Raw genomic sequence first — 26,396 nt, forward strand, 5'->3', positions numbered from 1 at the left:
GGTGTTTTCCTGGTTCAGGAATCGGAGGGATTCCTCTGCTCCCGGTTGTCGTCGGGCCCGTGCGCGGTGATCTCGTGCAAGAGCCCGATAGCTTTTCCCAGTGCATCATTGGTCGCCTCCAGCTCATTGACGCGCGCTTCGAGTTCAGCGATACGGCGTGTCTTCGCATCCTGGGATGCGGAGGTCTGACGGCGTTGAGATGACGAAGGCATACCATCAGATTGCCTGGGGGCCAGTCCACGGTCCAGATCGCCGTTGAAGACCGCTCTCTTCCAGCGTTGCAGCTGTCGGGGTGTGATGCCCCGGTCATTGAGCCAAGCGCCCTTGCCACCGTAGGGCTGCTGCTCGTAGGCGTAGACGATTTCCCTGATCTCGTTGTCGGTGTAACCCGGGCTGATACTCATCGCCTGGGCTCCTCTCTGTGTGCGAGTCGAAGTGACTCACACACAGCCTGACAAAGAGGGCCGACGTGGGGAGACAGGCTGGTTCACCCAGCCCGCGTCTGCGACGCGTGCGCTCCGGGATTCACAGTCACGTATCCCGTACCACCGGTGGCTTCGACCTCCACACCGCCGGCGACCACGAATCCTGAATTGACCCGCCCGAGATGCCCCTACCGGGCAGACCCGCGCCCCGGCTCGAGGTCGGTGAGCACGGGTTCAGACCGGCCACGCTCTCTGCGCATCCGGGCAAGCAGGTCAACGTCGTCAACACCAGACGCGAGTACATGACCTGCACCGACAGCAGCACACTCCGACTCTGGGATTCCCAGCTTTTCCGCTCGGCACGCTCCCACAACTCCGAGACCCGGACTCTCCGGGTGCCCTGGGCAGGGACCTTCGGTTTCGACGACAAGGTCTGCGGCGGCAAGGGCACGATCGCCGTCGTCCCACGCGTAGAGCGCAGATCCAACGGAACGGCGATGGTCGTGGTTGCTGAACGATATGATCACGAGACGTGTCTATGACGGGAAACCCGGCACTACACGTTGAACTTGAATTCCACGACGTCGCCGTCCTGCATGACGTAGTCCTTGCCCTCCTGGCGGACCTTGCCGTGGGTGCGGGCCTCGGCGACGGAGCCGTACTCGTCGAGGTCGTCGAAGCCGACGATCTCGGCCTTGATGAAGCCACGCTCGAAGTCGGTGTGGATCACGCCGGCGGCCTGCGGGGCGGTCGCACCCTGCGGGATCGTCCAGGCGCGGGACTCCTTCGGGCCGGCGGTCAGGTAGGTCTGCAGACCCAGGGTGTTGAACCCTGCCTTCGCCAGGGTCGCCAGACCCGGCTCATCCTGGCCGACGGAGGCCAGCAACTCGGCGGCCTCATCATCGTCGAGTTCCAGCAACTCGGACTCGGTCGCGGCGTCCAGGAAGACCGCGTCTGCCGGGGCAACCAGATCGCGTAGTTCCTGCTTCTTCGCCTCGTCGGTGAGCACTGCCTCATCGGAATTGAAGACGTAGAGGAAGGGCTTGGCGGACATCAGGTGGAGGTCACGGATCGGCGCGAGGTCGATCTCACCCTTCTTCGCGGCCGATGACAGCGTCCGGCCGTCCTCGAGGATCTTCTGCGCAGCCTCGGCGGCGACCGCCTCCTCGGCCTTCTCCTTGTCCTTGCGTCCTTCCTTCTGGAGCCGCGGCAGGGCCTTCTCGATGGTCTGCAGGTCGGCGAGGATCAGCTCGGTCTCGATGACCGCGATGTCGGACTGCGGGTCGACACGGCCGTCGACGTGGATGACGTTGTCGTCGGAGAACGCACGGACGACCTCACACACCGCGTCGGCGTCACGGATGTTGGCGAGGAATGCGTTGCCCATGCCCTCGCCTTCCGAAGCACCCTTCACGATGCCGGCGATGTCGACGAAGGTCACCGTCGCCGGGAGGATCCGCTCGGACCCGTAGATCTCGGACAGCCGCGTCAGCCGCGGGTCCGGAAGCTCCACCATCCCCTCGTTCGGCTCGATGGTCGCGAAGGGGTAGTTCGCGGCGAGCACGTCGTTGCGGGTCAGAGCATTGAACAAGGTGGACTTGCCGACGTTGGGCAGTCCGACGATACCGAGAGTAAGAGACACGGGGACCATCCTAACCGGTGATGCCCCGAGTCCTGACCCCTCCCCCTTTCCCGCCAGTTCACTGTGGGGCTACTGTTGTTCCATCAAATCTGACGGTCACTATCGAGAAGGACTTACATCATGTCCGATACCAGCCACGGCACGGAGGTGAAGGTCAACCGCGACACATTCAACTCGCGGATGCTCTTCATCTTCGCCGCCATCGGGTCCGCTGTGGGGCTCGGCAACATCTGGCGTTTCCCCTATGTCGCCTATGAGTCCGGCGGTGGCGCGTTCCTCATTCCCTATCTGTTCGCGCTGTTCACTGCGGGTATCCCGCTGCTGTGGCTGTTCTTCGCCCTCGGTCACCGCTTCCGCGGTTCCGCCCCGATGGTCTTCCGCCGTCTGCATCCCAAGGCTGAGGTCATCGGCTGGTTCCAGACCGGTGTCGCCGCGTTCATCGGCCTCTACTACGCCGTGATCCTCGCCTGGGCCGGCCTGTACATCTTCAAGTCCTTCAACAAGGGTTGGGGTGACACCCCCGACGAGTACTTCGCCAATGACTTCCTCGAGTCCGACAAGCTCAGTGACGGCGGAATCTTCTCCGGCAACTTCGTCTGGCCGATTCTCATCGCCATGATCATCGTCTGGATCATCACCATCGGCGTGCTCGCCCTCAATGTCTCGGCCGGAATCGGACGGGTCGGCATGATCTTCATCCCGATCCTGGTCATCCTGTTCGTCATCATGGTCATCCGCGCCCTCTTCCTCGACGGTGCCTCCACCGGTCTCGACGCCCTGTTCTCCCCGGACTGGTCGGCACTCACCGACTCGAGTGTCTGGATCGCCGCCTACGGACAGATCTTCTTCTCCCTGTCCATCGGTTTCGGAATCATGATCACCTACGCCTCCTACCTCAAGCCGCGGTCCAATCTCACCGCCACCGGCATGGTCACCGCCTTCGCGAACTCCTCCTTCGAGGTCCTCGCCGGCATCGGTGTCTTCTCCGCGCTCGGCTTCATGGCCGTCCAGCAGAACGTCCCGGTCGACGAGGTCGCCTCCTCCGGTATCGGCCTGTCCTTCATGGCGTTCCCGGCGATCATCAACGAGATGCCCGCCGGCGGCCTGTTCGGCGTCCTGTTCTTCGGCAGCCTCTTCATCGCCGGTCTGACGTCGCTGATCTCCATCATCGAGGTCGTCGTCTCCGCCATCGCCGACAAGATCGGTGTCGACCGTCGCCGCGTCGCTATCCTGGTCGGCGTTCCGATGGCCGTCATCTCCTGCCTGGTCTTCTCGAGCTCCGCGGGCCTGATGAGCGTCGACATCGTCGACAAGTTCACCAACAACCTCGGCATAGTGTTCTGTGCGATTCTCGCGACGGTGGTCATCGCCTACGTCCTGCGACGTTCCACCGAGATCGAGCGCCACCTCAACGCGGTCTCCACGTTCCGCGTCGGCCCGATCTGGAAGTTCTGCGCCTTCGTCATCACTCCGCTGGTGCTGATCTACACCCTGGTGAAGGAAGTCATCAACCTCATCCAGGACGGTTACGAGGACTACACCTCCGGCCAGGTCTTCGGCCTCGGCTGGATGGTCCTCATCATCATCGCCATCGCCGGAGTGGCCATGGTCTTCGTGAAGTACAAGAATGCCCGCGTCCTCGACGGTGTTCCCGGCTCCGATTTCGGTGTCCCGGTCGGCACGCGTGACGCCAAGGCGCCCAACCGCTTCGCCACAGCCGCGGCCACAACCACTACTGAGAAGGAAGGTGACCGATCATGAGCGCCGGAGCTGTCGCCATGCTGGTCCTGTTCATCGTCGTCATCTGGGGTGGTCTCGTCCTCTCCGCACTCGCCCTGCGCGGCAAGGTCGACGAGGAGGCCGGCGATCTCGGGACTCTCCCGGGTACCACGGACGCCGAACTCATCATCCACGGTCACTGACGGGCACTGCGCCGTCTTCGTGCAGCGCAGTCGCTGACACTGCTCCCCCGGTAGGGCACAATGGGGCGGGTGAGCAGTGAACAGAACGGAACCCCGTCCACCGGGAGCAACGGATCCTCCGGTTCCCCGGACAGTCGTGATCCCCGCGACATGACCGGAGGACGCGATTTCGCCGACTTCCTCATGGGGTCCGGTCCCATACCCGCCGAGTCTGCGGTACCCCTGCCCGAGGAGCAGGACAAGCTCCTCAAGCAGCCTGCGGACACCGACGGGGTGCAGGACCCCCGACTCCTCCCCGACGTCACCGAGGTGACCGGCGGGGATGCCGACGACAACGGCATCCCCGACCACCAGGAGGAGATCCGCGACCGGGCCGAGGTCATCGGTACCTCGATGCGCTGGTTCGCCGGCTGGTGTCTCCGCTTTCTCGTCATCGCCGCCGCCGGTTACATCCTCTGGATCGGCTCGGCGAAACTGTGGGCGGGCATCCTGCCGATCATCCTCTCGATCATCGTCTGTACGGTGCTGTGGCCGCTGTCCCGGCAGCTGCGGAAGTGGCACTTTCCCAACCCTCTCGCCGTCCTGACCTCGCTACTGGTCTTCTTCGGCGTCTTCGCGGGCATCATCGCCGCGATCGCCCCGAGTGTGGTCGACCAGGCCGGTGAGCTCGTGGACAAGGGCACCGAGGGGGTCCAGAAGATCCAGGACTGGGTCGCTGGCCCGCCTCTGGAGCTGCAGAGCGACCAGATCGACAACGCCATCGACCAGGCCACCAACTGGCTCCAGGACAGCACCGACCAGATCACCCAGACCGCCGTCGCCGGCGTTTCCGCCGTGACCTCGGCCATCGTCACTCTGGTTGTCGTCCTGGTCCTCACCTTCTTCTTCCTCAAGGACGGCGAGAAGTTCCTCCCGATGGTCCGTCGGGTCACCGGCCGTCGCGTCGGCTGGCACATCACCGAAGCTCTCACCCGCTGCTGGAACACGCTCGGCGGCTTCATCCGCACCCAGGCCATCGTCAGTTTCATCGACGCCTTCTTCATCGGACTCGGACTGTTCATCCTCGGGGTCCCGCTGGCCGGGCCGCTGGCGATCATCACCTTCTTCGCCGGTTTCATCCCCATCGTCGGTGCCTTCACCGCCGGTGCCCTGTCGGTCCTGGTCGCCCTCGTCGGCAATGACTTCACCACCGCGATCATCGTCCTGATCATCGTGATCGCCGTCCAGCAGCTCGAGGGCAATATCCTGTCCCCGGTCCTGCAGTCCCGCGCCATGAACCTGCACCCGGTGGTCGTACTGCTGTCCGTCACCGTCGGTGGTGGCCTGTGGGGCATCATCGGCGCCTTCCTCGCCGTCCCGGTCGCCGCGATGATCGCGGAGATCATGCGATACATCGGAGACCTCACCGACCTGTCCACCGGCGAGAAGAAGGCCGAGGAGATCAACTTCGCCACCGAGGACGGGGCGAAAGGTGCCGAACGCAACGAGGACGCCGCCCGTCGGTGGCGGGAGTGGCGTCTCACCCGCAAGGGTCTGACCGTGACAGACGCCACCGACACACCGGACGACACGGCGAAGTGACGGGCCCGTCCTGTAGCATGACTGCCCGTGACCAATGACCCCCAAGCTCCGGAAGACGTGCCCCTGAACCGGTGGGGCTTCATCCCCCCGTGGGCACCGCTGCTCGTCGCGGTGGCGGTCGTGTTCACCGGGGTTGTCCTCGGGGAGATCAGCGCCGTCTACCTCGTGCTGTTCTTCCTGTCCTCGATCGTGTGCACTGCGCTGGTCGAACTGCGGGGCCTCTTCCTCACGGTCGTCACGGTCCCGTTCGCCTGGTTCGGAGGCATCACCGTGATCGGCTACTTCGCCGACCGTGCGTCCTTCTCCGACGGAAACCGGAAGACTGCCCTGCTCACCGCGGTCTTCCCCGCGGTCGAGAACTACCTCTGGCTGCTCGTCACCTTCCTTGTCAGCCTGCTCATCGCGTTGATCCGCCAGCGTCTGGACGCCGCCGCCCGCGAGCGCGCACTACGCCTCGCCCGCCAGCGTCGTCGGCGCACCGCAGCCGCTGAGGAGGACAACCGTCGCGTCACCTCCAGGGTGCGTGACATCGAGCGTTCCGCTGACCGTGACCGGGAACGTGAGGACCGGGAACGTGAGGACACCGCCGAACGTGCCCGCTCGGCCCAGCGTGCCCGCACCGTGACCCGTCCACCGCGCCGTCCCAGGACCGGTGACGCCGCCTCCTCATCTGACGCAGCGTCGACACCCGCTGCGTCCCCGGCGTCCGTCAGCTCTCCGGAGCAGCCGGAGATCCGCACCCGCACCGCCGAGGAACTTCGCGCGGCCAGTGAGCGTCGGCGTGCCCGTGAAGAGTCCTCGCGGACCGCCCGTCACCGCAGTGACGACGCCCCCCTCGATCTCTGACAGATCTCTACAATCAGAGGCATGTCAGAATCCCCGGGTCCCACCACAGCGGACTCCCCGTGGCACGTCCATACCGTCAACGAGAAGGTCAAGGGCTGGATCGAGCGGCTCGGCCATCTCTGGGTGGAGGGGCAGATCACACAGCTCAACATGAAGCCGTCGTGGAAACTCTCCTACATCACCCTGCGTGACGTCTCCCAGGAGCAGTCGATCCCGTTGACCTGTTCGACGCAGATGCTCCGCAACCTCCCCGTACCGGTGAAGAACGGCGACCGCGTCGTCGTCTACGGCAAGCCCGCCTACTACGCCGGGCGCGGCACTTTCTCCCTCTGGGTCTCACAGATCCGCCCGGTGGGGGTCGGCGAGATGCTCGCCCGCATCGAGGAACTCAAGCGGGCACTGGCCGCCGAGGGCCTGTTCGACCCCCGCCTCAAGCGTCCGCTCCCCTTCCTCCCGAACCGCATCGGTCTGATCACCGGACGCGAGTCCGCCGCCGAACACGACGTCATCTCGGTCTCCCGTGACCGCTGGCCGGCGGTGCAGTTCGAGACAATCAACACACCGGTCCAGGGCGCCCAGGCGGTCCCTGCGATCCTCGCCGCCCTCCGGACCCTGGATGATGACCCCCGGGTGGACGTCATCATCGTCGCCCGTGGTGGCGGATCAGTGGAGGACCTCCTCCCCTTCTCCGAGGAGGCGCTGGCCCGGGCGGTCAGTTCCATGACCACCCCGGTGGTCTCCGCGATCGGCCATGAGCCGGATAATCCGGTCCTCGACAATGTCGCCGACCTGCGTGCCGCCACCCCCACCGACGCCGCCAAACGCGTCGTCCCCGATGTCGCCGCCGAGCTTTCGCTCATCGCGGAGTTGCGGGGACGCGCCGCAGCGGCACTGCGCTCCTGGGTAGCGAATGAGCAACGGGGCCTGGCCTCGGTCCGCTCCCGGCCGGTACTGGCCGATCCCATGCTGCCGATCAGCCGCGCGAGGGACATGGTGGAGGACGCCCGTTCCCGCAACGACCGTGCCCTCGGCGTCCTCGTCCGGACCGCCCGGCACCAGGTCGAGTCCCTGCGGGCCCGGGTCAACGCGCTGGGCCCCTCGCAGACCCTCAGTCGCGGCTACGCGGTCGTCCAGGTCGTCCCCAGGGACCACACCCCACCCCAGGTCGTCACCACTGTCGACGATGTCGAGCCGGGATCACAGCTGCGCATCCGCGTGCTCGACGGCTCGGTGACCGCGGCGGCCATGGCGGTACAGAAGTCCCCGACGAACACACAGACAGCACCGGACACAGGAACCGAGGAGTCCACCGATGAGTGACCAGAACACCCAGCAGACCTTCCGCCCGCTCGTGGAGCTCAGCTACGAGGCCGCCCGCGACGAACTCATCGAGGTCGTCAAGATCCTCGAGCTCGGCCAGATGAGTCTCGACGAATCACTGCACTACTGGGAACGGGGCGAGGCACTGGCCGCCTACTGCGAGCAGTACCTCGACGGCGCGTCGAAGCGGGTGGAGGACGCACTGGCGAAGCGCGACGTCACTCCGTCGGAGTAGGCACGCCCGGGGTGGAGGACGACGCCCCCGTCTCCAGCGGCTCGGCCTTCGTCACCGCCTCGGCCATTGTCCGGTACTGCGCCTGGGTGGCGGTACCGGAGATCAGCAGGCGGACATCCCCCAGGTCGACCGCCCAGATCTTCTTCACGTCGTCACCGGACCAGATCTGCCAGGTGACGTCTTCACCGGTGGAGGACTTCGAGGCCGGCACCACAAAGGTGTCGGTCTCCTCGCGGTACTCACCGTCCTCGTCGTTGACGGCGTCCTCCAGCTCGGCGACGGTCTGGGTCACCGCGAGATAGGCCTCCCCGTCGATGACCCAACCGGCCTTCGACGACGGCTCATTGTCGACCATGGTGCGTCGTCCGGAGTTGGCCTCCCAGTTGTCCGGGAGGGCCGGCAGACGCACCGGGATACCGAGCCCGCGGGCGTCGGTCTTGAGGATGGTGTCGATGTCCACCTCCTGCACGGGACCGGACTTGTCCGCCGAGCCTGGGTTGAAACTGCACAGACCGGTGAAACCGACGGAGAAGAACATCACCACCAGCAGGACGCCCAGCGAGATGATGAGGTCGCGGGTGTTGGTGAACATGCGTGGCTTCTCGATCTTCACGGCGTCGATTATGTCACGCGGTACCCCCTCGCCCGGAATCGGCGGCGACGTGGAACAATGGGACACGTTGTCAAAGCACATCAAAGAAAGTTGGTAGCCATGACGGCTCAGCCCACTGTCCCCGCCGACATCCCCATGAAGGCACCCGACCGCAACCTCGCGATGGAGCTGGTCCGCGTCACCGAGGCCGCCGCCCTCGCATCCGGCAAGTGGGTCGGACGCGGCATGAAGAACGAAGGTGACGGTGCTGCGGTGGACGCGATGCGTTCGATGATCAACACCGTCCAGATGAACGGCGTGGTCGTCATCGGTGAGGGCGAGAAGGACGAGGCCCCCATGCTGTTCAACGGCGAGAACGTCGGCACCGGTGAGGGCGCCAACGTGGACATCGCCGTCGACCCGGTGGACGGCACCACCTTGATGTCCCAGGGCCGTCCGAACGCCATCTCCGTGCTCGCCGCCGCTGAGCGCGGCTCGATGTACGACCCCTCCGCCGTCTTCTACATGAAGAAGATCGCGACCGGCCCGGAGGCCGCGGGTGTCATCGACATCTCCGCCCCGACCGAATACAACGTGCAGGCCGTCGCCAAGGCCAAGGGTGTCGATCCGACCGACGTCACCGTCATGGTCCTCGACCGTCCGCGCCACGACCAGCTCATCGCCGAGATCCGCGCCGCCGGCGCGAAGGTGCGGCTCATCGGAGACGGCGACGTCGCCGGTGCGGTCCACGCCGCGATGGCCACCAGCTCTGTCGACCTGATGATGGGTACCGGTGGAACCCCGGAGGGCATCATCACCGCCTGCGCCATGAAGTGCATGGGCGGCGAGATCCAGGGCATCCTCGCCCCGAAGGACGATGCCGAGCGCCAGAAGGCCCTCGACGCCGGCCTTGAACTGGACACCGTCCTCACCACCAATGACCTGGTGAAGTCGGACAACTGCTATTTCGTCGCCACCGGTGTCACCAACGGTGACCTGCTGCACGGCGTGACCTACCGCAGGTCCGGTGCGACCACCACCTCCCTGGTCATGCGGTCCCGTTCCGGCACGGTCCGTCGTATCGAGGCCGTCCACCAGCTCCAGAAGCTGCAGGACTACTCCGTCCAGGACTACGTCTGATCCCCTGACGGAGAATCTGAAAATAGGGTGACCTCACCCCCGGAATCGGGGGTGCCTGGTGCACCTGTCACCGGCGTGGGTCACAATGGTCCCCGTCACATCACCAAGTAAAGGACATGGCAGGACACATGAGCGAGCAGGAATACCGCATCGAGCACGACACGATGGGCGAGGTCAAGGTCCCCGTCGACGCACTGTGGCGTGCCCAGACCCAGCGTGCCGTGGAAAACTTCCCGATCTCCGGTCGTCCGCTGGAGGCCACCCAGATCCGCGCGATGGGTCTGCTGAAGGCCGCCTGCGCCCAGGTCAACAAGGACTCCGGTGCGCTGGACGCCACCAAGGCGGACGCCATCATCGCCGCCGGTAAGGCCATTGCCGAGGGCACCTACAACGACGAGTTCCCGATCGACGTCTTCCAGACCGGGTCCGGTACCTCCTCGAACATGAACACCAACGAGGTCATCGCCTCGCTGGCGAAGCAGAACGGTGTGGAGATCCACCCGAACGACGACGTGAACATGGGGCAGTCCTCCAACGACACCTTCCCCACCGCCACCCACGTCGCCGCCACCGAGGCCGCCGTCACCGACCTCATCCCGGCCCTGTCCCAGCTGCGTGAGTCGCTGGCCGCCAAGTCTTCCGAGTGGAAGGCCATCGTCAAGTCCGGCCGTACCCACCTGATGGACGCCGTGCCGGTCACCCTCGGCCAGGAGTTCGGCGGCTACGCCCGTCAGATCGAGCTCGGTATCGGGCGAGTCGAGGCGACCCTGCCCCGCCTCGGTGAGCTGGCCATCGGCGGCACCGCCACCGGTACCGGCCTGAACACCTCCGCCGACTTCGGCGCCAAGGTCACCGAGGAGCTCAAGAAGCTCACCGGTGTCGAGCAGCTGAAGGAGGCCGAGAACCATTTCGAGGCCCAGGCCGCCCGTGACGCCCTGGTCGAGTTCTCGGGCGCCATGCGCACCATCGCCGTGTCGCTGAACAAGATCGCCAACGACATCCGCCTCATGGGTTCCGGCCCGCTGACCGGTCTGGCCGAGATCCATCTGCCGGATCTGCAGCCGGGCTCCTCCATCATGCCGGGCAAGGTCAACCCCGTCCTCTGCGAGACCGCCACCCAGGTCGCCGCCCAGGTCATCGGCAACGACGCCGCCATCGCCTTCGGCGGCGCCTCCGGCCACTTCGAACTCAACGTCTTCATCCCGATGATGGCGCGCAACGTCCTCGAGTCCGCCAAGCTGCTGGCCAACACCTCCCGCGTCTTCGCCGAGCGTCTCGTCGACGGCATCGAGCCGGCCGTGGACCGTATGAAGACCCTGGCCGAGTCCTCCCCCTCCATCGTCACCCCGCTGAACTCCGCGATCGGCTACGAGGCCGCCGCGAAGGTCGCGAAGACCGCGCTGAAGGAGGGCAAGACCATCCGTCAGACCGTCATCGACATGGGCTTCGTCCCGGAGAAGCTGTCCGAGGAAGAGCTGGACAAGCGCCTCGACGTGCTGGCCATGGCCAACACCGACCGCGACTAGTCACCGCCTGGTCGGTAACTGACCTCTGACTCCCGCCCACAGCGGCGGGATCACCCCGGCGCATGGCCGGCAGAAACACTCCTGCCGGCCATGCGCCTTTCTGTGTCCCGGCCATCGGCCCCACGCCTACCATTGTGGACATGTCTTCCCTCCCCGACCACATCAGCGTCCGCGGGGCGCGGGTGAACAACCTGCGGAACATCGACGTCGACATCCCGCTGCACCGGCTGGTCGGCATCGCCGGAGTGTCCGGATCCGGGAAGTCGTCGCTCGCTCTCGGCGTCCTCTACGCCGAAGGCTCCCGCCGCTACATCGAGGCGCTGTCGACCTACACCCGACGGCGTATGACGCAGTCCACCCGGGCGGATGTGGACGCCGTCGAGCACGTTCCCGCCGCCCTCGCGCTCCGGCAGCGTCCGGGGGTACCGGGCGTGCGGTCGACCTTCGGCACCTCCACCGAGCTGCTCAATGTCGTGCGGCTGATGTTCTCCCGGCTCGCCTCCCACCTCTGCCCGAACGGCCACCGCGTCCCGCCGTCCCTCGCTGTCGCCGCGGAGACTCCGTTGCTCTGCCCGGAGTGTCACGCCGAGATCCACGCTCCCGGCGCGGAGGCCCTCGCCTTCAATTCCGAGGGTGCGTGCTGTCGCTGCGGCGGCACCGGCGCAGTACGGACCGTGGATGACGCCACCCTCGTGCCCGACCCCTCGAGGTCCCTGGATGACGGCGCGGTGGTGCCGTGGAACATGTTCGGCTTCAATGTGCAGCCGGACATCGCCCGGGAGTTCGGCGTGCGTACCGACCTTCCCTGGTCGCAGCTGACCGACGACGAGAAGGAGATCGTCCTCGACGGGCCGGAGGAGAAGAAGCACATCACCGTGACCTCGGTGAAGGGGGTCCATGATCTGGACTTCACCTTCCGCAATGCCCGGCTGACCGTACTCAAGGAACTGGAGCGGGCCGGAGCCGACGACTCCGGCAAGCGACTGGCGAAGGTTGAACGGTTCCTCTCCACAGGAGTCTGCCCGGACTGCGGTGGGACGCGACTGTCCGATGCTGCCCGCGCCCCGCAGATCACCACCGCCACCGGGACCCGCAACCTCGCCGAGGTCACCGCTCTTCCACTGCACGATGTCCTGTACTGGGCGGACGGGGTGGAGGACGCCCTGCCGACCGAGATGTACCCGATGGCCCGACGTCTGGTGGACACCCTGCGGTCCATGGCCCGTCGGCTCACGGGGCTGGGACTGGGCTACCTCTCTCTCGACCGGGCGGGATCGACCCTCTCCACCGGCGAACGCCAGCGGGTGCAGCTGGCGCGGGCAGTGCGTAACCGGACCACCGGCGTCCTCTATGTCCTGGACGAGCCGTCCATCGGCCTGCACCCGGCGAATGTCGACGGATTGCTCGGCATCATGACCGATCTGCTCGATGACGGGAACTCCGTGGTCTTCGTCGACCACGATGTCCGGGTACTGCGGCGGGCCGACCATCTCGTGGAGATCGGCCCGGCGTCCGGCAGCGGCGGTGGCACGGTCGTGGCGTCCGGGACCGTGGCTGACCTCCAGGCGTCCGGAACCTCCCGGCTCGCCGGTTTCCTCACCGGCGAGGAGGAGGTGCTCGTCCGTGACCGGCCTGCACCGGACGAGGTCTTCACCGACGGCCGGATCCGGGTGGAGACCTCTGCCGTACACACCGTCCACCCGCTGACCGTGGAGTTTCCGCTCGGCAGACTCACCGCCGTCACCGGCATGTCCGGTTCCGGAAAGACCACTCTGGTCCTCGAGTCCCTGGTCCCGGCACTGCGGGGTGACCGGGTACCGCACGTTGCCGCGGTGGAAGCCCCGACCGGAACCACCGTGCATGTCGTCGACGCGACACCGATCGGCATCAACGTCCGGTCCACTGTCGCGACATACTCCGGTGTGATGGACGATCTCCGTGCCGCCTTCGCCCGTCTGCCGGAGGCGACGGAGGACGGGCTCACCGCCTCCGACTTCTCCTACAACACCGGTTCCAGGGAGAGGTCCCTGGCCTGCCCGCGCTGTGAGGGGACCGGGCAGATCTCGCTGGACGTCCAGTTTCTGCCGGATATCGACGTCCCCTGCCCGGACTGCCGGGGCACCCGGTACTCCCCCGACGCTGACCGGTACCGCCGCGAGGGTGTGAGCCTGCCGGAGCTGCTCGCCATGACGGTCGACGAGGCACTGGAGGCGGTGCCGGGGTTGAAGAGGGTACAGCGTCGGCTCGCCGCGTTCGCTGAACTGGGGTTGGGTTACCTCACCCTCGGCGAGGCCACCCCTGCCCTGTCCGGTGGTGAGGCGCAGCGCCTCAAGCTGGTCAACGAGATCCACCGCGACCAGTCGGACGCCGTCTTCGTCCTTGACGAGCCGAGTGTCGGTCTGCACCCGCTCGATGTCCGTACTTTACTGGAGGTGCTGCAGCGGCTGTGCGACCGGGGAGCGACCGTCCTGGTCATCGAGCATGACCTCGACATGATCGCCAATGCGGACTTCGTGGTGGACATGGGTCCCGGTGGCGGTACGGACGGCGGACAGATCGTCGCCACCGGCACTCCGGAGCAGGTCGCCGGTGACGACGTATCAGCCACCGGCGGTTACCTCCGGACCCACCTGTACGGTGAACAGCATGACAATTACCGCAGCCGCTGACGGATCCGCTCTCGGCAACCCCGGCCCCGCCGGGTGGGCCTGGTACATCGACGACGACACCTGGCGTGCCGGCGGCTGGCCTCACGGCACGAACAACATGGGCGAGCTCAAGGCGGTCCTCGATCTGCTGGAATCCACCGCGGACGCCGGACGCGCCGACGAGGACCTGCTCGTCCTCTGCGACTCGCAGTACGTCATCAACTCCGTGACGAAGTGGATGCCGGGCTGGAAGAAGAAGGGCTGGAAGAAGCGCGACGGCAAGCAGGTGCTCAATGTCGACCTGATGAAGGCCATCGATGCCGCAATGCAGGGGCGCCGTGTCCGGTTCGAATGGGTGAAAGGCCACGCCGGGCACCCGATGAACGAGGCCGCCGACCACCGGGCGAATGCGGCGGCCACCGCGTTCCAGAAGAAGCAGACCCCGCAGGAGGGCCCCGGTTTCGACGGCACACCTTCCCCCGCACATGCTGCAGCTCCCGGTGAGGCGCCGGCAGCAGCGCCGGCACAGGCACCGGTGGCCGCCACCGCGGGTTCCTCCGACGCGGACGCCGTCATCGACCGCGAGCTCGCCCTGCTCTCCGATGCGGTCCGTGGTGACCGGGAGCTGGCGTCCCGTCTACTGCACCCGGAGATGACGGAGATCGGTGCCACAGGTCGTCGGTACACCCGCGCAGAGGCGCTGGAAGCCCTGTCGCCGCTGGTCGGCTTCGATGCGGTCGATGAACTCTGTGCCGCAGATATCAGCACATCACAGATCGCCCCGGATGTGTTCCTGCTCACCTACCTGACCTCCGGCGCCACCGGCACCGTGGCCCGGAGCTCTCTCTGGGTCCGTGAGGGTGAACAGTGGACACTGCGCCATCACCAGGCAACTCCCTCCGGGCAGTAGCTGACATCCGTAACAGTTAACGGAGGTCACCGCAAGGCGCCCACCCCTTTTGCGGGTTAACTCAGGGTAAATTTGCATTGCGTGCAAGAATGCACCCGGTGTACAACAGACTCTCGTGACTGAGAGAAACACCGACTGCCCGGGGCTGCGCGAGCGCAAGCGCCGGGAAACGAGACAACGCATCGAGGACTGCGGCACTGAGCTGATCCTCGAGCGTGGTTTCGACCAGGTCACCCTGGAGGAGATCTGCGAGAAAGCCGGTATCAGCCGCCGCACCTTCTTCAACTACTTCGAGTCGAAGGACCAGGTCGCGTCCGGGACAGGCGTCCCACTGCTCGATCCCGGGGAACTCGACGCCTTCGCGACCGCCGATTCCGACAATATCGTCCGCGACATCCTCCGCTACATCGGGGAACGCGTCGACAACGACCCGGACACCTCGCTCGCACTCTCCCCTGACCGGGAGACGAGCCTGAGGATCAAGGCCCGACGCCGCAGGATCGTCAAGGAGACCCCGTACCTCATGCTGGCCGGCCTGTACCGGTTCGACCAGCTCGCGGGAACGGCACTGGAGACCATCCGCCGGCATCTCACCGCGTTCCCTGAGCGTCGTCGGCTACCCCATCTCTCCGTGGAACAGGAGGCGACCTTCCTGACCTCCTTCCTCCGCCAGGTCATCGTGACCGGCCCACTGATCTACAGCGCCGATGACAGCAGCCGGGTGGAGATGCTCCTGAAAGCCGGACGGGACCTCACCAGTCTCGCCGACGGCTACCAGGACGGCTGGGACACACGGAACACAACGGACACACGCAATTCCACACTGTTGGACCGAGAAGAACACTGACGAGGACACCTATGGAAAACAACACGGAGACGCAGGCGACACAGCCTCAGACTGCGTCCACCGCGGCCACGGACACTGCCGCGGTCGCACCCAAGAACAACGTCCCGCTGGTCTTCAGCGCCCTCATGCTGGGCATGCTGCTGGTCTCGCTGGGACAGACCATCTTCTCCACCGCACTGCCGACCGTCGTCGGTGAGCTCGGTGGCACCGACCAGCAGAGCTGGGTCATCACCTCGTTCCTGCTGGCACAGACCATCGGCCTGCCGATCTACGGCAAGCTCGGTGACCAGATCGGCCGCAAGCCGCTGTTCATCTTCGCTCTGGGCACGTATCTCGCCGGTTCAGTGGTCGGTGCACTGGCCCCGAACATCTGGGTCATCATCATCGCCCGAGCCATCCAGGGTGTCGGTGGCGGCGGCATGATGGTCCTCTCGCAGGCCATCATCGCCGACGTCGTCCCGGCCCGTCAGCGCGGCAAGTACATGGGCATGATGGGCGCCGTCTTCGGCCTGTCCTCCGTGCTCGGCCCGCTGCTCGGTGGCGTCTTCACCGACGGTCCCGGCTGGCGCTGGGCCCTCTGGTTCAACGTCCCCATCGCCCTGATCGCCATCGCCATCTCCCTCTTCGCACTGCACGTCCCGAAGCGTGGTGAAGGTGCCAAACTCGATATCTGGGGCACCCTGTTCATGGCCGGCTTCGCCACCTGCCTGATCCTCTTCATCACCTGGGGCGGCAAGGACTACGCCTGGGGTTCGGCCACCATCATCGGCCTCATCATCGCGACCGTCATCTGCGGCGTCCTCTTCGTCATCGCCGAGTCCAGGGCCTCAGCTCCCATCATCCCGCTGGAACTGTTCAAGAGCCGCAACTTCGTGCTCTGCTCCGCGTCCGGCATCATCATCGGTGTCGTCATGCTCGGCACCCTGGCCTACATGCCGACCTACATCCAGATGGTCCACGGCATGTCGCCGACCAAGGCCGGTCTGATGATGATCCCGATGGTCCTGGGTATGCTGCCGACCTCGATCATTGTCGGTATCGTCGTGTCCCGCACCGGCCGGTACAAGTGGTACCCGGTCATCGGTATGCTGATCACCGCCGTAGGCCTTTTCCTGCTCGGTGGTCTCGAGACCCACGACGGTCTGGTGCACCTCGGCCTGGTCCTCTACGTCTTCGGCTTCGGTATCGGTATGGCGATGCAGTTGCTCGTTCTCATGGTGCAGAACTCCTTCCCGGTCACCATGGTCGGAACCGCCACCGCATCGAACAACTTCTTCCGCCAGATCGGCATGTCCGTCGGTTCCGCGGTCGTGGGTTCCGTGTTCACCTCGCGTCTGCAGGACAACATGGCCGACCGTGTGCCGGGTGCCCTGCAGTCCCTCGGGGACAAGGCCGCCGAGTACACCGCCATATTCTCCGGTGAGAACCACAGCCTGACCCCCGCTCTCGTCGACAGCCTGCCGGGGCCGCTGCACGAGGCGATCATCACCAGCTACAACGACGGCCTCGTGCCGATCTTCACCGTGCTGGTCCCGTTCGCTCTTGTCGCCGCAGCCATCCTCTTCTTCACCCGTGAGGAAAAGCTCAAGGAAACCGTGGAGTAGTCGGTGTAGTCCTCACCTCCTCGGGTTCCCCGGGCCCCGCCCCGGTACACGAAGTCCCGGTCACCGTCACAGTGACCGGGGCTTCTCGCGCAGGTTCAGGACGCCAGGAGAGTCTAGGAAGCTTCAGCGGACTCCTCGGGCTCCTCGGTCTCCTCGGGCTCATCACTCTCGCCCGACTTGACGACCCGCTCCTGATACTCGGGGTGGGCGGGACCGCCCTCCAGGACCTTCTCGAAGCTGACGATGTCCCGCCAGTTCCCCTTCATCGGGCCGTAGGTCATCTTCGCCATCGTGTGGGCGGTACCGATCTCCTTGAAACCGCGGGAACGGTGCAGCTTCATCGAACCGGGGTTCTCGGGGAAGACCACGGCGTGGATGGACCAGCATCCGGCTTCCGTGGACTTCTCGATGAGGTGGTCCAGGAGGGCACCCGCCACTCCCCTGCCGGTGGCGTCCGGGGACACGTAGACCGAGTCCTCCACCACGCCACTGAACACAGACCGGTGTGAGTACCAGGATCCGGTGACCCAGCCGAGGATCTTGCCGTCCTCGTCCGCGACGAACATGAGGTTGGGACGCCGGTGGGCCGTGAACTCCTCCCACGTGACGGTCTCACCTTCATATGTCGCGTGGCCGGTGTTCATACCGGCCTGCTGAATCGACGCGACCTGTGGGTAGTCGCCCTCCCTCATGGGGCGGATGGTGAAAGTCATGACGATGATTGTAGAGTCGCGGACCCCGACGCGCACACGGTCGCGTCAACCGCGTTCCAACAGGTCCGTGACCAGTTCGGCGATCGCCGATCGCTCGGATCTGGTGAGGGTCACATGGGCGAACAGCGGGTGCCCCTTGAGCTTCTCGATGACCGCCTGGATACCGTCGTGGCGTCCCACCCTGAGATTGTCCCGCTGGGCGACATCGTGGGTGAGCACGACCCGCGAATTACGCCCCATCCGGGACAGCACGGTAAGTAGGACATTACGCTCCAGGGACTGTGCCTCGTCGACGATGACGAAGCTGTCGTGCAGGCTGCGGCCACGGATATGCGTCAGCGGCAGGACCTCCAGCAGATCCCGGTCGATGACCTCGTCGAGCACGTTCTCACTGACCAGCCCCTCGAGCGTGTCGAAGACAGCCTGCGCCCACGGGTTCATCTTCTCGTCGGCGTCCCCCGGCAGGTAGCCGAGGTCCTGACCGCCGACGGCGTAGATCGGCCGGAAGACGACGATCCTACGGTGCCGGTTGCGCTCCATGACGCTCTCCAGCCCGGCGCACAGGGCGAGGGCGGATTTACCGGTGCCGGCGGAGCCGCCGAGGGAGACGATGCCGACCTCCTCGTCGAGCAGCAGGTCGAGTGCCAGCCGCTGGCGGGCACTTCGTCCCCGTAGGCCGAAGGCCTCCAGGTCGTTCGGCACGGCCCGGAGGACGCCACCCGGGGCGACCCGCGAGATCGCCGACTGGCTGCCCGCGGTGAGCTGCACGCCGCAGTGCACCGGCAGGTCGGACAGCGGGTCACCGTGGTCGTCGAGGCGCGCATCCACGATCCCTGCCCCGTCGGTGGCCCCGGTGGCGAAGATGTCGTCGATGACTGTGGGATCCACCTCGGCCTCCGTCATACCGTCGTAGCCGGTGAGGACGACATCCTGGGCGCGGTACTCGTCGGCGTCGAGCCCGACCGAGCCCGCCTTCACCCGCAGTGGGACGTCTTTGGTGACCAGCGTGACAGCGTCACCGTCCCGACTGAGGTTCAGGGCGCAGGTGAGGATACGCCGGTCATTGTCGGCGCCGTCCGGCTTGGACCCGGCGGTGAGTAGCAGGCCGGCGGGGAGCACCGACTCATCGGAATGATTGAGCTCGACCCGCAGGGTGCCGCCTTCCGGGGTGACCGTGATATCGCGGTCGAGGCGCCCTTCAGTGCGCCGGAAGTCCTCGAGGAGATTGAGGGCCTGGCGGGCGAACCAGCCGAGCTCCGGATGCTGACGCTTGCCCTCCAGTTCACTGACGACCACCACCGGCAGGACGACCTTGTGCTCCGCGAACTTCAGCAGGGCCCAGGGGTCCGAGAGGAGGACGGACGTGTCGATGACGTAGGTGCGTAGACGGACGCAGGCCGCCCCGTCGGGGCGGCCTGCCGGTGATGTGGTGGTGTCGATGGTGGTCATGCCCCCGACGCTAGGGGGCGCACGTGTTACTCACATGGTTGTGAGATGAACACCGTGTGAAATCAACGGGCTACTCGGTCGCGGCCCAGGTGCCGGTCTCGTCCGGGTGCCAGCCGATGGTGCCGTTCTGGAACTCCTGGTCCCAGCCGGAGACCGGGTCACCTGTCTCCGGGGCGGTCGGCAGTCCGACAGGGTTCTGCAGGGCGCCGCCCTCGTTCCAGGTGTTGCCGATCTCTCCGATGAGCGGCTGGGCACCGGTCTCGGGCGAGGACGTGATCCAGCCGTTGGCGAAGGTGGCCAGGGTGTTGTCACCGTCGGTGGTGAACTCACTGAACGCACCGAGCGCCCCCGCCTCGCCACCGGCCTGCTCGTAGGCGGCGGCGATGTCCTCGGGCAGCTGGCTGGCGTCGGTGACGGCCTCGCCGTCGCCCGAGCCGCCGTCGGAGCCCTCCGCCCCGTCAGCTCCCTCTGAGCCGGAGGTGTCGGCACCGTCGGAACCGGCGGAACCAGCGTCGGCGTCCTCGGTGGAGGCAGCGGTGGCGGTGGCGGTGGAGTCCGAATCGTCATCGTCGTCGCTGCAGGCGGCGGCACCGAGTACCAGTCCGCCGGCGGCGATGACGGCCATCGACCTGGAGCCGACGCTCCGACGGGTGAAACGGGAACGGGTGATCTTCATCTGAAGTCCTCTTTCCTTGAAAAGTCGCGAGGGGTCGGGCGGGCTCGCCCACACCGTGTCTATCAGACTTTTCCGGCATGTGAGTGACGAAGATCATATCCGACGGGGGTAACAGTTCCACTACCCCCAGGTCAGCCGGACAATCGTCGGCCTGGAAATTATTTCTACCGTGAGCTTGATGCGCGGCGACCCCGGCAGATGCCGACGAACTGCTGGATCACCTCGTCATCGCGGTCACGGCGCCAGACCAGCCCGATTCCGGTACCCGGTGCCCCGTCGAAAACTCGGTGCACCACACCCCTGCGGTTGATACCGCGCAGCAGCGGTCGGGGCGCGACCACACATCCCACGTTCGCCGCGACAACGTCCAGGCTCTCCCGGACCTTCCCCGGGGCCACACCGCGGTAGAGGACCATCTCGTCCTCGAGGTCACGTGCGGTCACCTGCTCCTGGTCGTCGAGTGCTTCCAGGGCATGCCCCTTGGGCGCCGCGATCCCGGGCTGCTCCTCGTACAGGCGGACCCGGTGGAGACCATGACGCAGCATCTCCCGCTCGCCGATGTCGGACAGCTCTGCGAACCCACCACCCCCCACACCCCCCTCCCAGCCTTCACCGGGGAATCGCACGATGCCGATATCCGCCGCCCCCGACAGCACGTGGGCAAGCGGATCGTCCGACTGCGCGCCGGCCGCCTGCCACCCGTCGATACGCTCGTCGAACCGGGAGAACCACTTGCCTGGGACCACACCCGGCGCAAAGACGACCCTGAGATAGCTCATGGCGTCATCCTATCGGTCCCGGTGACGCCTCCCCCACTACACTGGACGACCATGAGCGACGCGAACCGTATGAAGCCGCAGACCGCAGCGAAGAAGCTGAACATCTACCTCCCCGCGACCCCGGCGGAGTTCCAGGAGACCCCGCTGACGCACGACGAGTTCGTGGCCCTGCAGTCCGACCCGCCGGAGTGGCTGCGGACCCTGCGCCGCGAGGGGCCGTTCCCCCGCCCGGAGGTGGCCCGCAAGCTGGGCATCACCATCACCGCACTGAAGGCCAATGACGCCGATCAGCCGCTGACCGCCACCGAGATCAGGGCCCTGCTCCAGGACCAGCCGGAATGGCTGCGCACCGCCCGTACCGCACTGGCCACCCGTCGTACCGGAGAGGGTAAGGGACGCGACGCCGCCGATGATGCTGCCACCGACACCGACGAGGACTAGTTCCGGGCAAAGACTGAGGCCCCGCCTCCCTGGGTGACGAGCCAGGGAGGCGGGGCCTCAACAGTGGAAGGGCCCGGATCGCGGGTGACGAATCCGCGGGGGCTCAAGCTTCCGTTCGCCGCCACTGACAGGTGAACTGCAGCCCAGGGTGCGCGTTGGAGGTGCCGCAGCCACGTTCCGTTCGTCCGGTGAGAAGAGGAAGCCGGAGGTCTCGGACCGGGGCTGAATACCCTGGATTCCACCTGCCGTTGCGGCTGATCCACAACTGCAGTGCGCCGTAGGTGACTAGCCTTCGACACGTCCATGAGGTTAGCGAGACCTAAAGCGGCGTGTCAACAATTCAGCAACACAAATGTTGCGTAATTGACCCTCGTGCGCCGCCAGCAGCCTGTGACCTGCACGTTATACAGAAAGCGCTGGCGCTTTTGCGTCCACCCCCGCACTCCACCCCCGGGGGAATCCACGGCCCCCACCTTGCATCCCTGTTGCATTTTCCGTCCCGGATGCGGATACTATAAATTTGTAATCACCAGAGAGACGCAGGTCACATGGTTTCCCAAAGTGAGTTTCATCCCACTGCCTGACGTCCTCATCCCTGCACCCTCCCCGAGGAAAGGTCGACATGAAGAACTTCCTGCCCCGCACCATCTTCAACGAAGAACACGACATGTTCCGCGAAACCTGCCGCAGCTTCGTCGATACCGAGATCCGTCCGAACGTGGACAAGTGGCACGAGCAGGGCTTCTGCGACCGCTCCATGTACCAGGCCGCCGGTGAGCTCGGCCTGTTCGGCATCACCTCCCCCGAGGAGTTCGGTGGCGGCGGAATGCCCGACTACCGCTTCAACGCGATTCTCTCCGAGGAGCTCGCCGAGGCCGACTGCGGTTCCGTCATCGTCTCCATCCAGGTCATCAACGACCTGGTGATCCCCTACCTCGAGCGCTTCGCCACCGACGAGCAGAAGAAGAAGTACCTCGCTCCGCTGTGCTCCGGTGAGAAGATCGGCGCCATCGCCATGACCGAGCCGGGAGCCGGCGCCGACCTTGCCGGCATCCGCACCACCGCGCTGAAGAACGACGAGGGCAACTTCGTCCTCAACGGTTCCAAGACCTTCATCTCCAACGGCGTCCAGGCCGACTTCACCCTCGTCGTCGCCATCACCGACCCGTCCCAGGGCCGCGCCGGCGTCTCCATCCTCATCGTGGACGCCGAGACCGAGGGTTTCACAAAGACCGGTCCGCTGAAGAAGGTCGGCCTCAAGGCCCAGGACACCGCCGAGCTCAACTTCGAGAACGCCGTCGTCCCCGCCGAGAACGTCCTCGGCGAGGAAGGTGCCGGCTTCGGTTACCTGCGCACCAACCTGGCCCAGGAGCGCGTCTCCATCGCCGTCGGCTCCATCGCCACCTCCCGCCGCGCCTTCGACCTGGTCTACCAGCACTCCCAGGACCGCAAGACCTTCGGCAACCGTCTCGTCGACCACCAGGCCTACCGCTGGGAGCTGGCCAAGATGGCCACCGAGATCCAGTCCGCCCAGTCCTTCGTCGACGCCGCCGTCGAGGCCAAGGTCAAGGGTGAGCTCGACGAGGTCACCGCTTCCATGGCCAAGTACCTCACCACCGAGCTGCAGATCAAGGTCGTCAACACCGCCCTGCAGCTGCACGGTGGCTACGGCTTCATGATGGAGTACCCCATCGCCACCCACTACCTCGATTCCCGCGTCCAGCCGATCTACGGCGGCCCGAACGAGATCATGCTGGAGATCATCTCCCGCCGCCTCGCCAAGGGCATCAAGTAAGCCCGAGGTTCCCCGTGTACGGGCCCTGACCGGAATTCACCCGGCCAGGGCCCGTTCTGCGTCGGTCCCCTGCGTCCGCGGCTGCTCCAGCGCATGCCGGGAGTCACACAACAACAAGGCAGGACGCCCGGGATGCCTGCGCGTCACAGCAGTGAGTGCCTTCACCGCTCCCCGGTACTCAGCCTGGGTCGCCCCGCACTGCAGGAGTCCGCCACTGCCCGCGTCGCCGGTACCGGCAACCCAGCCGAAGCACTTCTCCTCCGTTCGGGACGAGTTGCGGGACGTCGGCCACGAGGCATCGGAACAGACAGTGACAGGGACCGGGCCGATACCGGACACCGCCGCCCAGGGGAACCCGGCGATGTCCCGGCACAGTTGCTCATCCTCGGTGAGAAGATGCGGCGGGGTTCGGTGACGCAGATGAGCATCCCACTACCGGTGGGGGTGCGTGGACGTGCGGCAAGGGCGCCAGGGCTGATCGGCGTGGTCATGGGCTGCACCCTGATGCCGGGTCGGGACAGGCCTGTGCCGTTCTCGGACAGGAGCGTCGAACTGCACTCCCGCCGAACGCTACTCGCCGATGAAGTGCGGGGCGCGCTTCTCCAGGAAGGCCGCCATGGCTTCGACGTGGTCGGCGGTGGTGAACAGCCGCAGCTGCGCGTCCCCCTCCTCGTCGGCGCGGGTGTTGACCGCCGCCGCGTCCCGCACCAGCGCCTTGATCTCCCGGTAGGACGCCGTAGGTCCGGTCGAGAAGCGCTGCGCCAGACCGGCCACGGTGTCCGCCAGTTCCTCCGGCTCCACCACGGTGGTCACGATTCCCAGGGCGGCAGCCTGCTCGGCAGGGATCTTCTCGTCGAACAGCAGCAGCTCCAGGGCCCTGGTCTGGCCGACCGCATCTGTGAGCGACTGCGACAGGCCGCAGTCCGAGGCCAGCCCCACCCCGGAGAACGCCCCCTTGAAGCTCGCGGCAGAGGACATGACGCGAAAGTCACAGGCCATGGCGATACCCCAGCCCGCACCGGCGGCCGGCCCCTGGACCGCTGCAATCACCGGCACCGGGATGGACAGCAGGGCCGCCATCATCGGGTTGTATTCCTCGACGACCTTGGTCGATCCGGTGCCCTCGCGGGCGTCCACCAACTGCTCCTTGAGATCCTGACCGGAGCAGAAGGCCTTCCCGGCGGCCTGCAGCACGACCGTCCGCACCGGCCCGCCGGTAGCGGAATCCTCGGCGGCGGCGGTGAAGGCCTCGATCAACGCGAGCCGCAGATCACGGTTCAGCGAATTGTAGGCGTCCGGACGGTTGACGGTGATGGTGCGGACGCCGTCGGCATCCGTGATCTCGACAAGGCTCATGCCCGTCAGATTACCGCGTGGGGCCTCCGGCCGTGACCGGATCCGATCACGTGTTCGGGGAGATGACGTCCGTGGATTCAACCAGTTCCACCCCGACATAGGCCATCTGGTTGAAGGCGACCGCCCCCGGCCCCGGCGTCACCTCGGCACAGAGATCGGTCAGGGCACGCACCCCGAACTCCTCGGCGACGGCGTCCAGTGCGGTAGCTCGCACGCAGAAGTCCGTGGCGATACCGCAGACGTCCACGTCGGTCACACCCCGGTCACGCAGCCAGTCGGCGAGCGTCTCCTCACCGCCCGCCAGATGCCCCTCGAAACCGGAGTAGGCGGCGGTGTACTCGCCCTTGAGGAACCAGGCGTCGATCAGCGAGGTGTCGAGATCCGGGTGGAGCTCTGCGCCGTGGGTCCCGACCACGCAGTGCACCGGCCAGGTCTCCTCGAAGTCCGGCTCGGTGCCCGCCGGGGCGAAGTGCCCCTCGGGGTCGATGTGGTGGTCCTTCGTCCCGACCACGGCGGTGTAGGTGTGGGCAGGTACCGACCGCAGATACGCGGAGACCGCCGCCGCCACCTCCGCCCCTCGGGCAGTCCCCAGAGCACCCCCGGGGCAGAAATCATTCTGGATGTCGACGACGATCAGTGCGCGCATTCTGTCTCCCTAGACCAGCTTCCAGTCCTCGAGGCCCGGGTACAGCGGGAAGTCCGCGGCGACCTTGTCGACCCGGGCACGCAGCGCGGCGGTGTCCGCGTTCTTCCCCTGGGCCAGGGCGGTACCGATAATGTCCGCGACCTCGGTGAAGGCGGCGGAGTCCAGGCCACGGGAGGCCAGGGCCGGGGTACCGATACGCAGACCGGAGGTGACCATCGGCGGGCGCGGGTCGAAGGGCACGGCGTTGCGGTTGACGGTGATGCCGACCTCGTGCAGCAGGTCCTCCGCTTCCTGGCCGTTGAGCTCGGAGTTGCGCAGGTCGACGAGCACGAGGTGCACGTCGGTGCCACCGGTGAGCACCTGCACGCCGGCGTCCACGGTGTCCTGGGCGGCGAGACGCTCGGCGAGGATCTTCGCACCCTCGAGGGTGCGGGCCTGACGGTCACGGAAGTCGTCGGTCTGGGCGATCTTCATGGAGACGGCCTTGGCGGCGACGGCGTGCATCAGCGGGCCACCCTGCTGACCCGGGAAGACGGAGGAGTTGATCTTCTTGGCGTACTCCTGCTTCGCCAGGATCATGCCGGAGCGCGGGCCACCGAGGGTCTTGTGGACCGTGGTGGAGACGACATCGGCGTGCGGCACCGGCGACGGGTGCAGACCGGCGGCGACCAGGCCGGCGAAGTGGGCCATGTCGACCCACAGCTTCGCGCCGACCTCGTCGGCGATGGAACGGAAGGCCTCGAAGTCCTGGTGACGCGGGTACGCGGACCAGCCTCCGATGATGACCTGCGGCTTCTCGGCGATGGCCTGTTCACGGACCTTGTCCATGTCCAGACGCATGGTCTCCGGGTCAACCTCGTAGGCGGCGACCTCGTAGAGCTTGCCGGAGAAGTTCAGCTTCATACCGTGGGTGAGGTGGCCACCGTGGGCGAGGGACAGGCCCATGATCTTGTCACCCGGGTTGGCCAGCGTCATCAGCACGGCAGCGTTGGCCTGTGCACCGGAGTGCGGCTGGACGTTGGCGAAATCGGCACCGAAGACAGCCTTCGCACGGTCCCGGGCGAGGTCTTCGATGATGTCGACGTTCTCGCAGCCACCGTAGTAGCGGCGACCCGGGTAGCCCTCGGCGTACTTGTTGGTGAGGACGGAGCCCTGGGACTGGAGGACGGCGCGCGGAACGAAGTTCTCGCTGGCGATCATCTCGAGGGTGTCCCGCTGGCGGGAGAGTTCACCGGCGATGGCGGCGGCCACCTCCGGGTCAAGTTCCCCGAGGGGAAGGTTGTGCTGGGTGGTGTCGGTCATC

Annotated in this window: 24 protein-coding genes; 14 read left to right on the forward strand and 10 right to left on the reverse strand. The window is 66.2% G+C overall.

What is annotated here, in order from left to right:
• Positions 1-14: 14 nt before the first annotated feature.
• Both ACZ9GM_RS07065 and ychF read right to left on the reverse strand, forming a co-directional pair.
• On the reverse strand, positions 15-404 hold the full coding sequence (locus ACZ9GM_RS07065) for a hypothetical protein (RefSeq protein ID WP_291474163.1): 390 nt from the start codon (positions 402-404) through the stop codon (positions 15-17).
• Positions 405-981: 577 nt separating this feature from the next.
• Positions 982-2,067, reverse strand: coding sequence for a redox-regulated ATPase YchF (gene ychF, locus ACZ9GM_RS07070; protein ID WP_291474164.1), 1,086 nt, complete (start codon positions 2,065-2,067; stop codon positions 982-984).
• A gap of 120 nt (positions 2,068-2,187) precedes the next feature.
• Here ychF and ACZ9GM_RS07075 point away from each other — a divergent pair, with 120 nt between their 5' ends.
• From ACZ9GM_RS07075 to ACZ9GM_RS07100, 6 genes are read left to right on the forward strand one after another with little or no spacing between them, the layout of a single operon-like run.
• The gene (locus ACZ9GM_RS07075) at positions 2,188-3,828 is read left to right on the forward strand and encodes a sodium-dependent transporter (protein ID WP_291474165.1); all 1,641 of its coding nucleotides are present in this window, start codon (positions 2,188-2,190) and stop codon (positions 3,826-3,828) included.
• Positions 3,825-3,989, forward strand: a complete 165-nt coding sequence (gene metS, locus ACZ9GM_RS07080) for a methionine/alanine import NSS transporter subunit MetS (RefSeq protein WP_291474166.1) — start codon at positions 3,825-3,827, stop codon at positions 3,987-3,989. Before ACZ9GM_RS07075 ends, metS begins: the two co-directional genes overlap by 4 nt.
• A 60-nt stretch (positions 3,990-4,049) precedes the next feature.
• Positions 4,050-5,570: an AI-2E family transporter gene (locus tag ACZ9GM_RS07085; protein ID WP_291474167.1), complete on the forward strand. Its 1,521-nt coding sequence runs from the start codon at positions 4,050-4,052 to the stop codon at positions 5,568-5,570.
• A 27-nt stretch (positions 5,571-5,597) separates the two neighbouring features.
• Positions 5,598-6,416 carry a DUF6542 domain-containing protein gene (locus ACZ9GM_RS07090; RefSeq protein ID WP_291474168.1) on the forward strand — a complete coding sequence of 273 codons (819 nt, stop codon included), beginning with the start codon at positions 5,598-5,600 and terminating at the stop codon, positions 6,414-6,416.
• 21 nt (positions 6,417-6,437) lie between these two features.
• Entirely contained in the window at positions 6,438-7,736 is a 1,299-nt protein-coding gene (xseA, locus tag ACZ9GM_RS07095; RefSeq protein ID WP_291474169.1) for an exodeoxyribonuclease VII large subunit, read from the forward strand.
• Positions 7,729-7,971 carry an exodeoxyribonuclease VII small subunit gene (locus ACZ9GM_RS07100; protein ID WP_476037482.1) on the forward strand — a complete coding sequence of 81 codons (243 nt, stop codon included), beginning with the start codon at positions 7,729-7,731 and terminating at the stop codon, positions 7,969-7,971. The genes xseA and ACZ9GM_RS07100 overlap by 8 nt, the downstream gene beginning before the upstream one ends.
• On the opposite strand, the gene ACZ9GM_RS07105 is transcribed toward ACZ9GM_RS07100, so the two are convergent.
• A complete protein-coding gene (locus ACZ9GM_RS07105; protein ID WP_291474171.1) occupies positions 7,955-8,584 on the reverse strand; it encodes a DUF4245 domain-containing protein in 630 nt (209 codons plus the stop codon). The two genes, ACZ9GM_RS07100 and ACZ9GM_RS07105, sit on opposite strands and share 17 nt — an antisense overlap.
• Before the next feature lie 99 nt (positions 8,585-8,683).
• Between ACZ9GM_RS07105 and glpX the strand changes: the two genes are divergently transcribed.
• The 6 genes from glpX to ACZ9GM_RS07135 all read left to right on the forward strand — a co-directional run bounded on the left by glpX (position 8,684) and on the right by ACZ9GM_RS07135 (position 17,238).
• Positions 8,684-9,703 carry a class II fructose-bisphosphatase gene (glpX, locus tag ACZ9GM_RS07110; RefSeq protein WP_291474172.1) on the forward strand — a complete coding sequence of 340 codons (1,020 nt, stop codon included), beginning with the start codon at positions 8,684-8,686 and terminating at the stop codon, positions 9,701-9,703.
• Positions 9,704-9,831: 128 nt separating this feature from the next.
• Positions 9,832-11,229 (forward strand): class II fumarate hydratase, encoded by a 1,398-nt coding sequence (locus ACZ9GM_RS07115; protein WP_291474173.1) that lies wholly within the window; start codon positions 9,832-9,834, stop codon positions 11,227-11,229.
• Positions 11,230-11,369: 140 nt separating this feature from the next.
• Positions 11,370-13,898: an excinuclease ABC subunit UvrA gene (locus ACZ9GM_RS07120; RefSeq protein WP_291474174.1), complete on the forward strand. Its 2,529-nt coding sequence runs from the start codon at positions 11,370-11,372 to the stop codon at positions 13,896-13,898.
• Positions 13,876-14,787 (forward strand): RNase H family protein, encoded by a 912-nt coding sequence (locus ACZ9GM_RS07125; protein WP_291474175.1) that lies wholly within the window; start codon positions 13,876-13,878, stop codon positions 14,785-14,787. The genes ACZ9GM_RS07120 and ACZ9GM_RS07125 overlap by 23 nt, the downstream gene beginning before the upstream one ends.
• A gap of 115 nt (positions 14,788-14,902) precedes the next feature.
• Positions 14,903-15,634, forward strand: a complete 732-nt coding sequence (locus ACZ9GM_RS07130) for a TetR/AcrR family transcriptional regulator (protein WP_291474176.1) — start codon at positions 14,903-14,905, stop codon at positions 15,632-15,634.
• A gap of 11 nt (positions 15,635-15,645) precedes the next feature.
• Positions 15,646-17,238 (forward strand): MDR family MFS transporter, encoded by a 1,593-nt coding sequence (locus tag ACZ9GM_RS07135; protein WP_291474177.1) that lies wholly within the window; start codon positions 15,646-15,648, stop codon positions 17,236-17,238.
• A gap of 113 nt (positions 17,239-17,351) precedes the next feature.
• On the opposite strand, the gene ACZ9GM_RS07140 is transcribed toward ACZ9GM_RS07135, so the two are convergent.
• The 4 genes from ACZ9GM_RS07140 to ACZ9GM_RS07155 all read right to left on the reverse strand — a co-directional run bounded on the left by ACZ9GM_RS07140 (position 17,352) and on the right by ACZ9GM_RS07155 (position 20,855).
• Positions 17,352-17,951: an N-acetyltransferase family protein gene (locus ACZ9GM_RS07140; RefSeq protein WP_476037483.1), complete on the reverse strand. Its 600-nt coding sequence runs from the start codon at positions 17,949-17,951 to the stop codon at positions 17,352-17,354.
• Between the two features lie 45 nt (positions 17,952-17,996).
• Complete coding sequence (locus ACZ9GM_RS07145) at positions 17,997-19,400, reverse strand: PhoH family protein (RefSeq protein ID WP_476037484.1); 1,404 nt, start codon at positions 19,398-19,400, stop codon at positions 17,997-17,999.
• A gap of 70 nt (positions 19,401-19,470) precedes the next feature.
• Entirely contained in the window at positions 19,471-20,076 is a 606-nt protein-coding gene (locus ACZ9GM_RS07150) for an LGFP repeat-containing protein (RefSeq protein WP_291474180.1), read from the reverse strand.
• A gap of 164 nt (positions 20,077-20,240) precedes the next feature.
• Complete coding sequence (locus tag ACZ9GM_RS07155) at positions 20,241-20,855, reverse strand: LysR substrate-binding domain-containing protein (protein WP_476037485.1); 615 nt, start codon at positions 20,853-20,855, stop codon at positions 20,241-20,243.
• A gap of 51 nt (positions 20,856-20,906) precedes the next feature.
• On the opposite strand from ACZ9GM_RS07155, the gene ACZ9GM_RS07160 reads away from it, so the two are divergent.
• Positions 20,907-21,296, forward strand: coding sequence for a DUF5997 family protein (locus ACZ9GM_RS07160; protein ID WP_291474860.1), 390 nt, complete (start codon positions 20,907-20,909; stop codon positions 21,294-21,296).
• 622 nt (positions 21,297-21,918) lie between these two features.
• The gene (locus tag ACZ9GM_RS07165; protein ID WP_291474862.1) at positions 21,919-23,091 is read left to right on the forward strand and encodes an acyl-CoA dehydrogenase family protein; all 1,173 of its coding nucleotides are present in this window, start codon (positions 21,919-21,921) and stop codon (positions 23,089-23,091) included.
• Positions 23,092-23,661: 570 nt separating this feature from the next.
• On the opposite strand, the gene ACZ9GM_RS07170 is transcribed toward ACZ9GM_RS07165, so the two are convergent.
• The 3 genes from ACZ9GM_RS07170 to glyA are packed head-to-tail and all read right to left on the reverse strand — an operon-like array spanning position 23,662 to position 26,395.
• A complete protein-coding gene (locus ACZ9GM_RS07170) occupies positions 23,662-24,447 on the reverse strand; it encodes an enoyl-CoA hydratase/isomerase family protein (protein ID WP_291474864.1) in 786 nt (261 codons plus the stop codon).
• Between the two features lie 46 nt (positions 24,448-24,493).
• Entirely contained in the window at positions 24,494-25,093 is a 600-nt protein-coding gene (locus tag ACZ9GM_RS07175; protein ID WP_291474866.1) for an isochorismatase family protein, read from the reverse strand.
• Between the two features lie 9 nt (positions 25,094-25,102).
• Positions 25,103-26,395 carry a serine hydroxymethyltransferase gene (gene glyA / locus ACZ9GM_RS07180; RefSeq protein ID WP_291474868.1) on the reverse strand — a complete coding sequence of 431 codons (1,293 nt, stop codon included), beginning with the start codon at positions 26,393-26,395 and terminating at the stop codon, positions 25,103-25,105.
• Position 26,396: the final 1 nt, after the last annotated feature.

The sequence above is a fragment of the Corynebacterium sp. UD i78 genome (assembly GCF_056280545.1).

Excerpts from the sequence above, each read along its gene's own strand:
- glpX (WP_291474172.1), top strand. The coding sequence starts at position 8,684 with ATGACGGCTCAGCCCACTGTCCCCGCCGACATCCCCATGAAGGCACCC.
- ACZ9GM_RS07170 (WP_291474864.1), bottom strand. The coding sequence starts at position 24,447 with ATGAGCCTTGTCGAGATCACGGATGCCGACGGCGTCCGCACCATCACC.
- ACZ9GM_RS07125 (WP_291474175.1), top strand. The coding sequence starts at position 13,876 with ATGACAATTACCGCAGCCGCTGACGGATCCGCTCTCGGCAACCCCGGC.
- ACZ9GM_RS07135 (WP_291474177.1), top strand. The coding sequence starts at position 15,646 with ATGGAAAACAACACGGAGACGCAGGCGACACAGCCTCAGACTGCGTCC.
- ACZ9GM_RS07165 (WP_291474862.1), top strand. The coding sequence starts at position 21,919 with ATGAAGAACTTCCTGCCCCGCACCATCTTCAACGAAGAACACGACATG.
- ACZ9GM_RS07065 (WP_291474163.1), bottom strand. The coding sequence starts at position 404 with ATGAGTATCAGCCCGGGTTACACCGACAACGAGATCAGGGAAATCGTC.
- ACZ9GM_RS07075 (WP_291474165.1), top strand. The coding sequence starts at position 2,188 with ATGTCCGATACCAGCCACGGCACGGAGGTGAAGGTCAACCGCGACACA.
- ACZ9GM_RS07155 (WP_476037485.1), bottom strand. The coding sequence starts at position 20,855 with ATGAGCTATCTCAGGGTCGTCTTTGCGCCGGGTGTGGTCCCAGGCAAG.
- xseA (WP_291474169.1), top strand. The coding sequence starts at position 6,438 with ATGTCAGAATCCCCGGGTCCCACCACAGCGGACTCCCCGTGGCACGTC.
- metS (WP_291474166.1), top strand. The coding sequence starts at position 3,825 with ATGAGCGCCGGAGCTGTCGCCATGCTGGTCCTGTTCATCGTCGTCATC.
- ACZ9GM_RS07085 (WP_291474167.1), top strand. The coding sequence starts at position 4,050 with ATGGGGCGGGTGAGCAGTGAACAGAACGGAACCCCGTCCACCGGGAGC.
- ACZ9GM_RS07175 (WP_291474866.1), bottom strand. The coding sequence starts at position 25,093 with ATGCGCGCACTGATCGTCGTCGACATCCAGAATGATTTCTGCCCCGGG.
- ACZ9GM_RS07120 (WP_291474174.1), top strand. The coding sequence starts at position 11,370 with ATGTCTTCCCTCCCCGACCACATCAGCGTCCGCGGGGCGCGGGTGAAC.
- ACZ9GM_RS07115 (WP_291474173.1), top strand. The coding sequence starts at position 9,832 with ATGAGCGAGCAGGAATACCGCATCGAGCACGACACGATGGGCGAGGTC.
- ACZ9GM_RS07140 (WP_476037483.1), bottom strand. The coding sequence starts at position 17,951 with ATGACTTTCACCATCCGCCCCATGAGGGAGGGCGACTACCCACAGGTC.
- ACZ9GM_RS07100 (WP_476037482.1), top strand. The coding sequence starts at position 7,729 with ATGAGTGACCAGAACACCCAGCAGACCTTCCGCCCGCTCGTGGAGCTC.
- ACZ9GM_RS07160 (WP_291474860.1), top strand. The coding sequence starts at position 20,907 with ATGAGCGACGCGAACCGTATGAAGCCGCAGACCGCAGCGAAGAAGCTG.
- ACZ9GM_RS07145 (WP_476037484.1), bottom strand. The coding sequence starts at position 19,400 with ATGACCACCATCGACACCACCACATCACCGGCAGGCCGCCCCGACGGG.
- ACZ9GM_RS07150 (WP_291474180.1), bottom strand. The coding sequence starts at position 20,076 with ATGAAGATCACCCGTTCCCGTTTCACCCGTCGGAGCGTCGGCTCCAGG.
- glyA (WP_291474868.1), bottom strand. The coding sequence starts at position 26,395 with ATGACCGACACCACCCAGCACAACCTTCCCCTCGGGGAACTTGACCCG.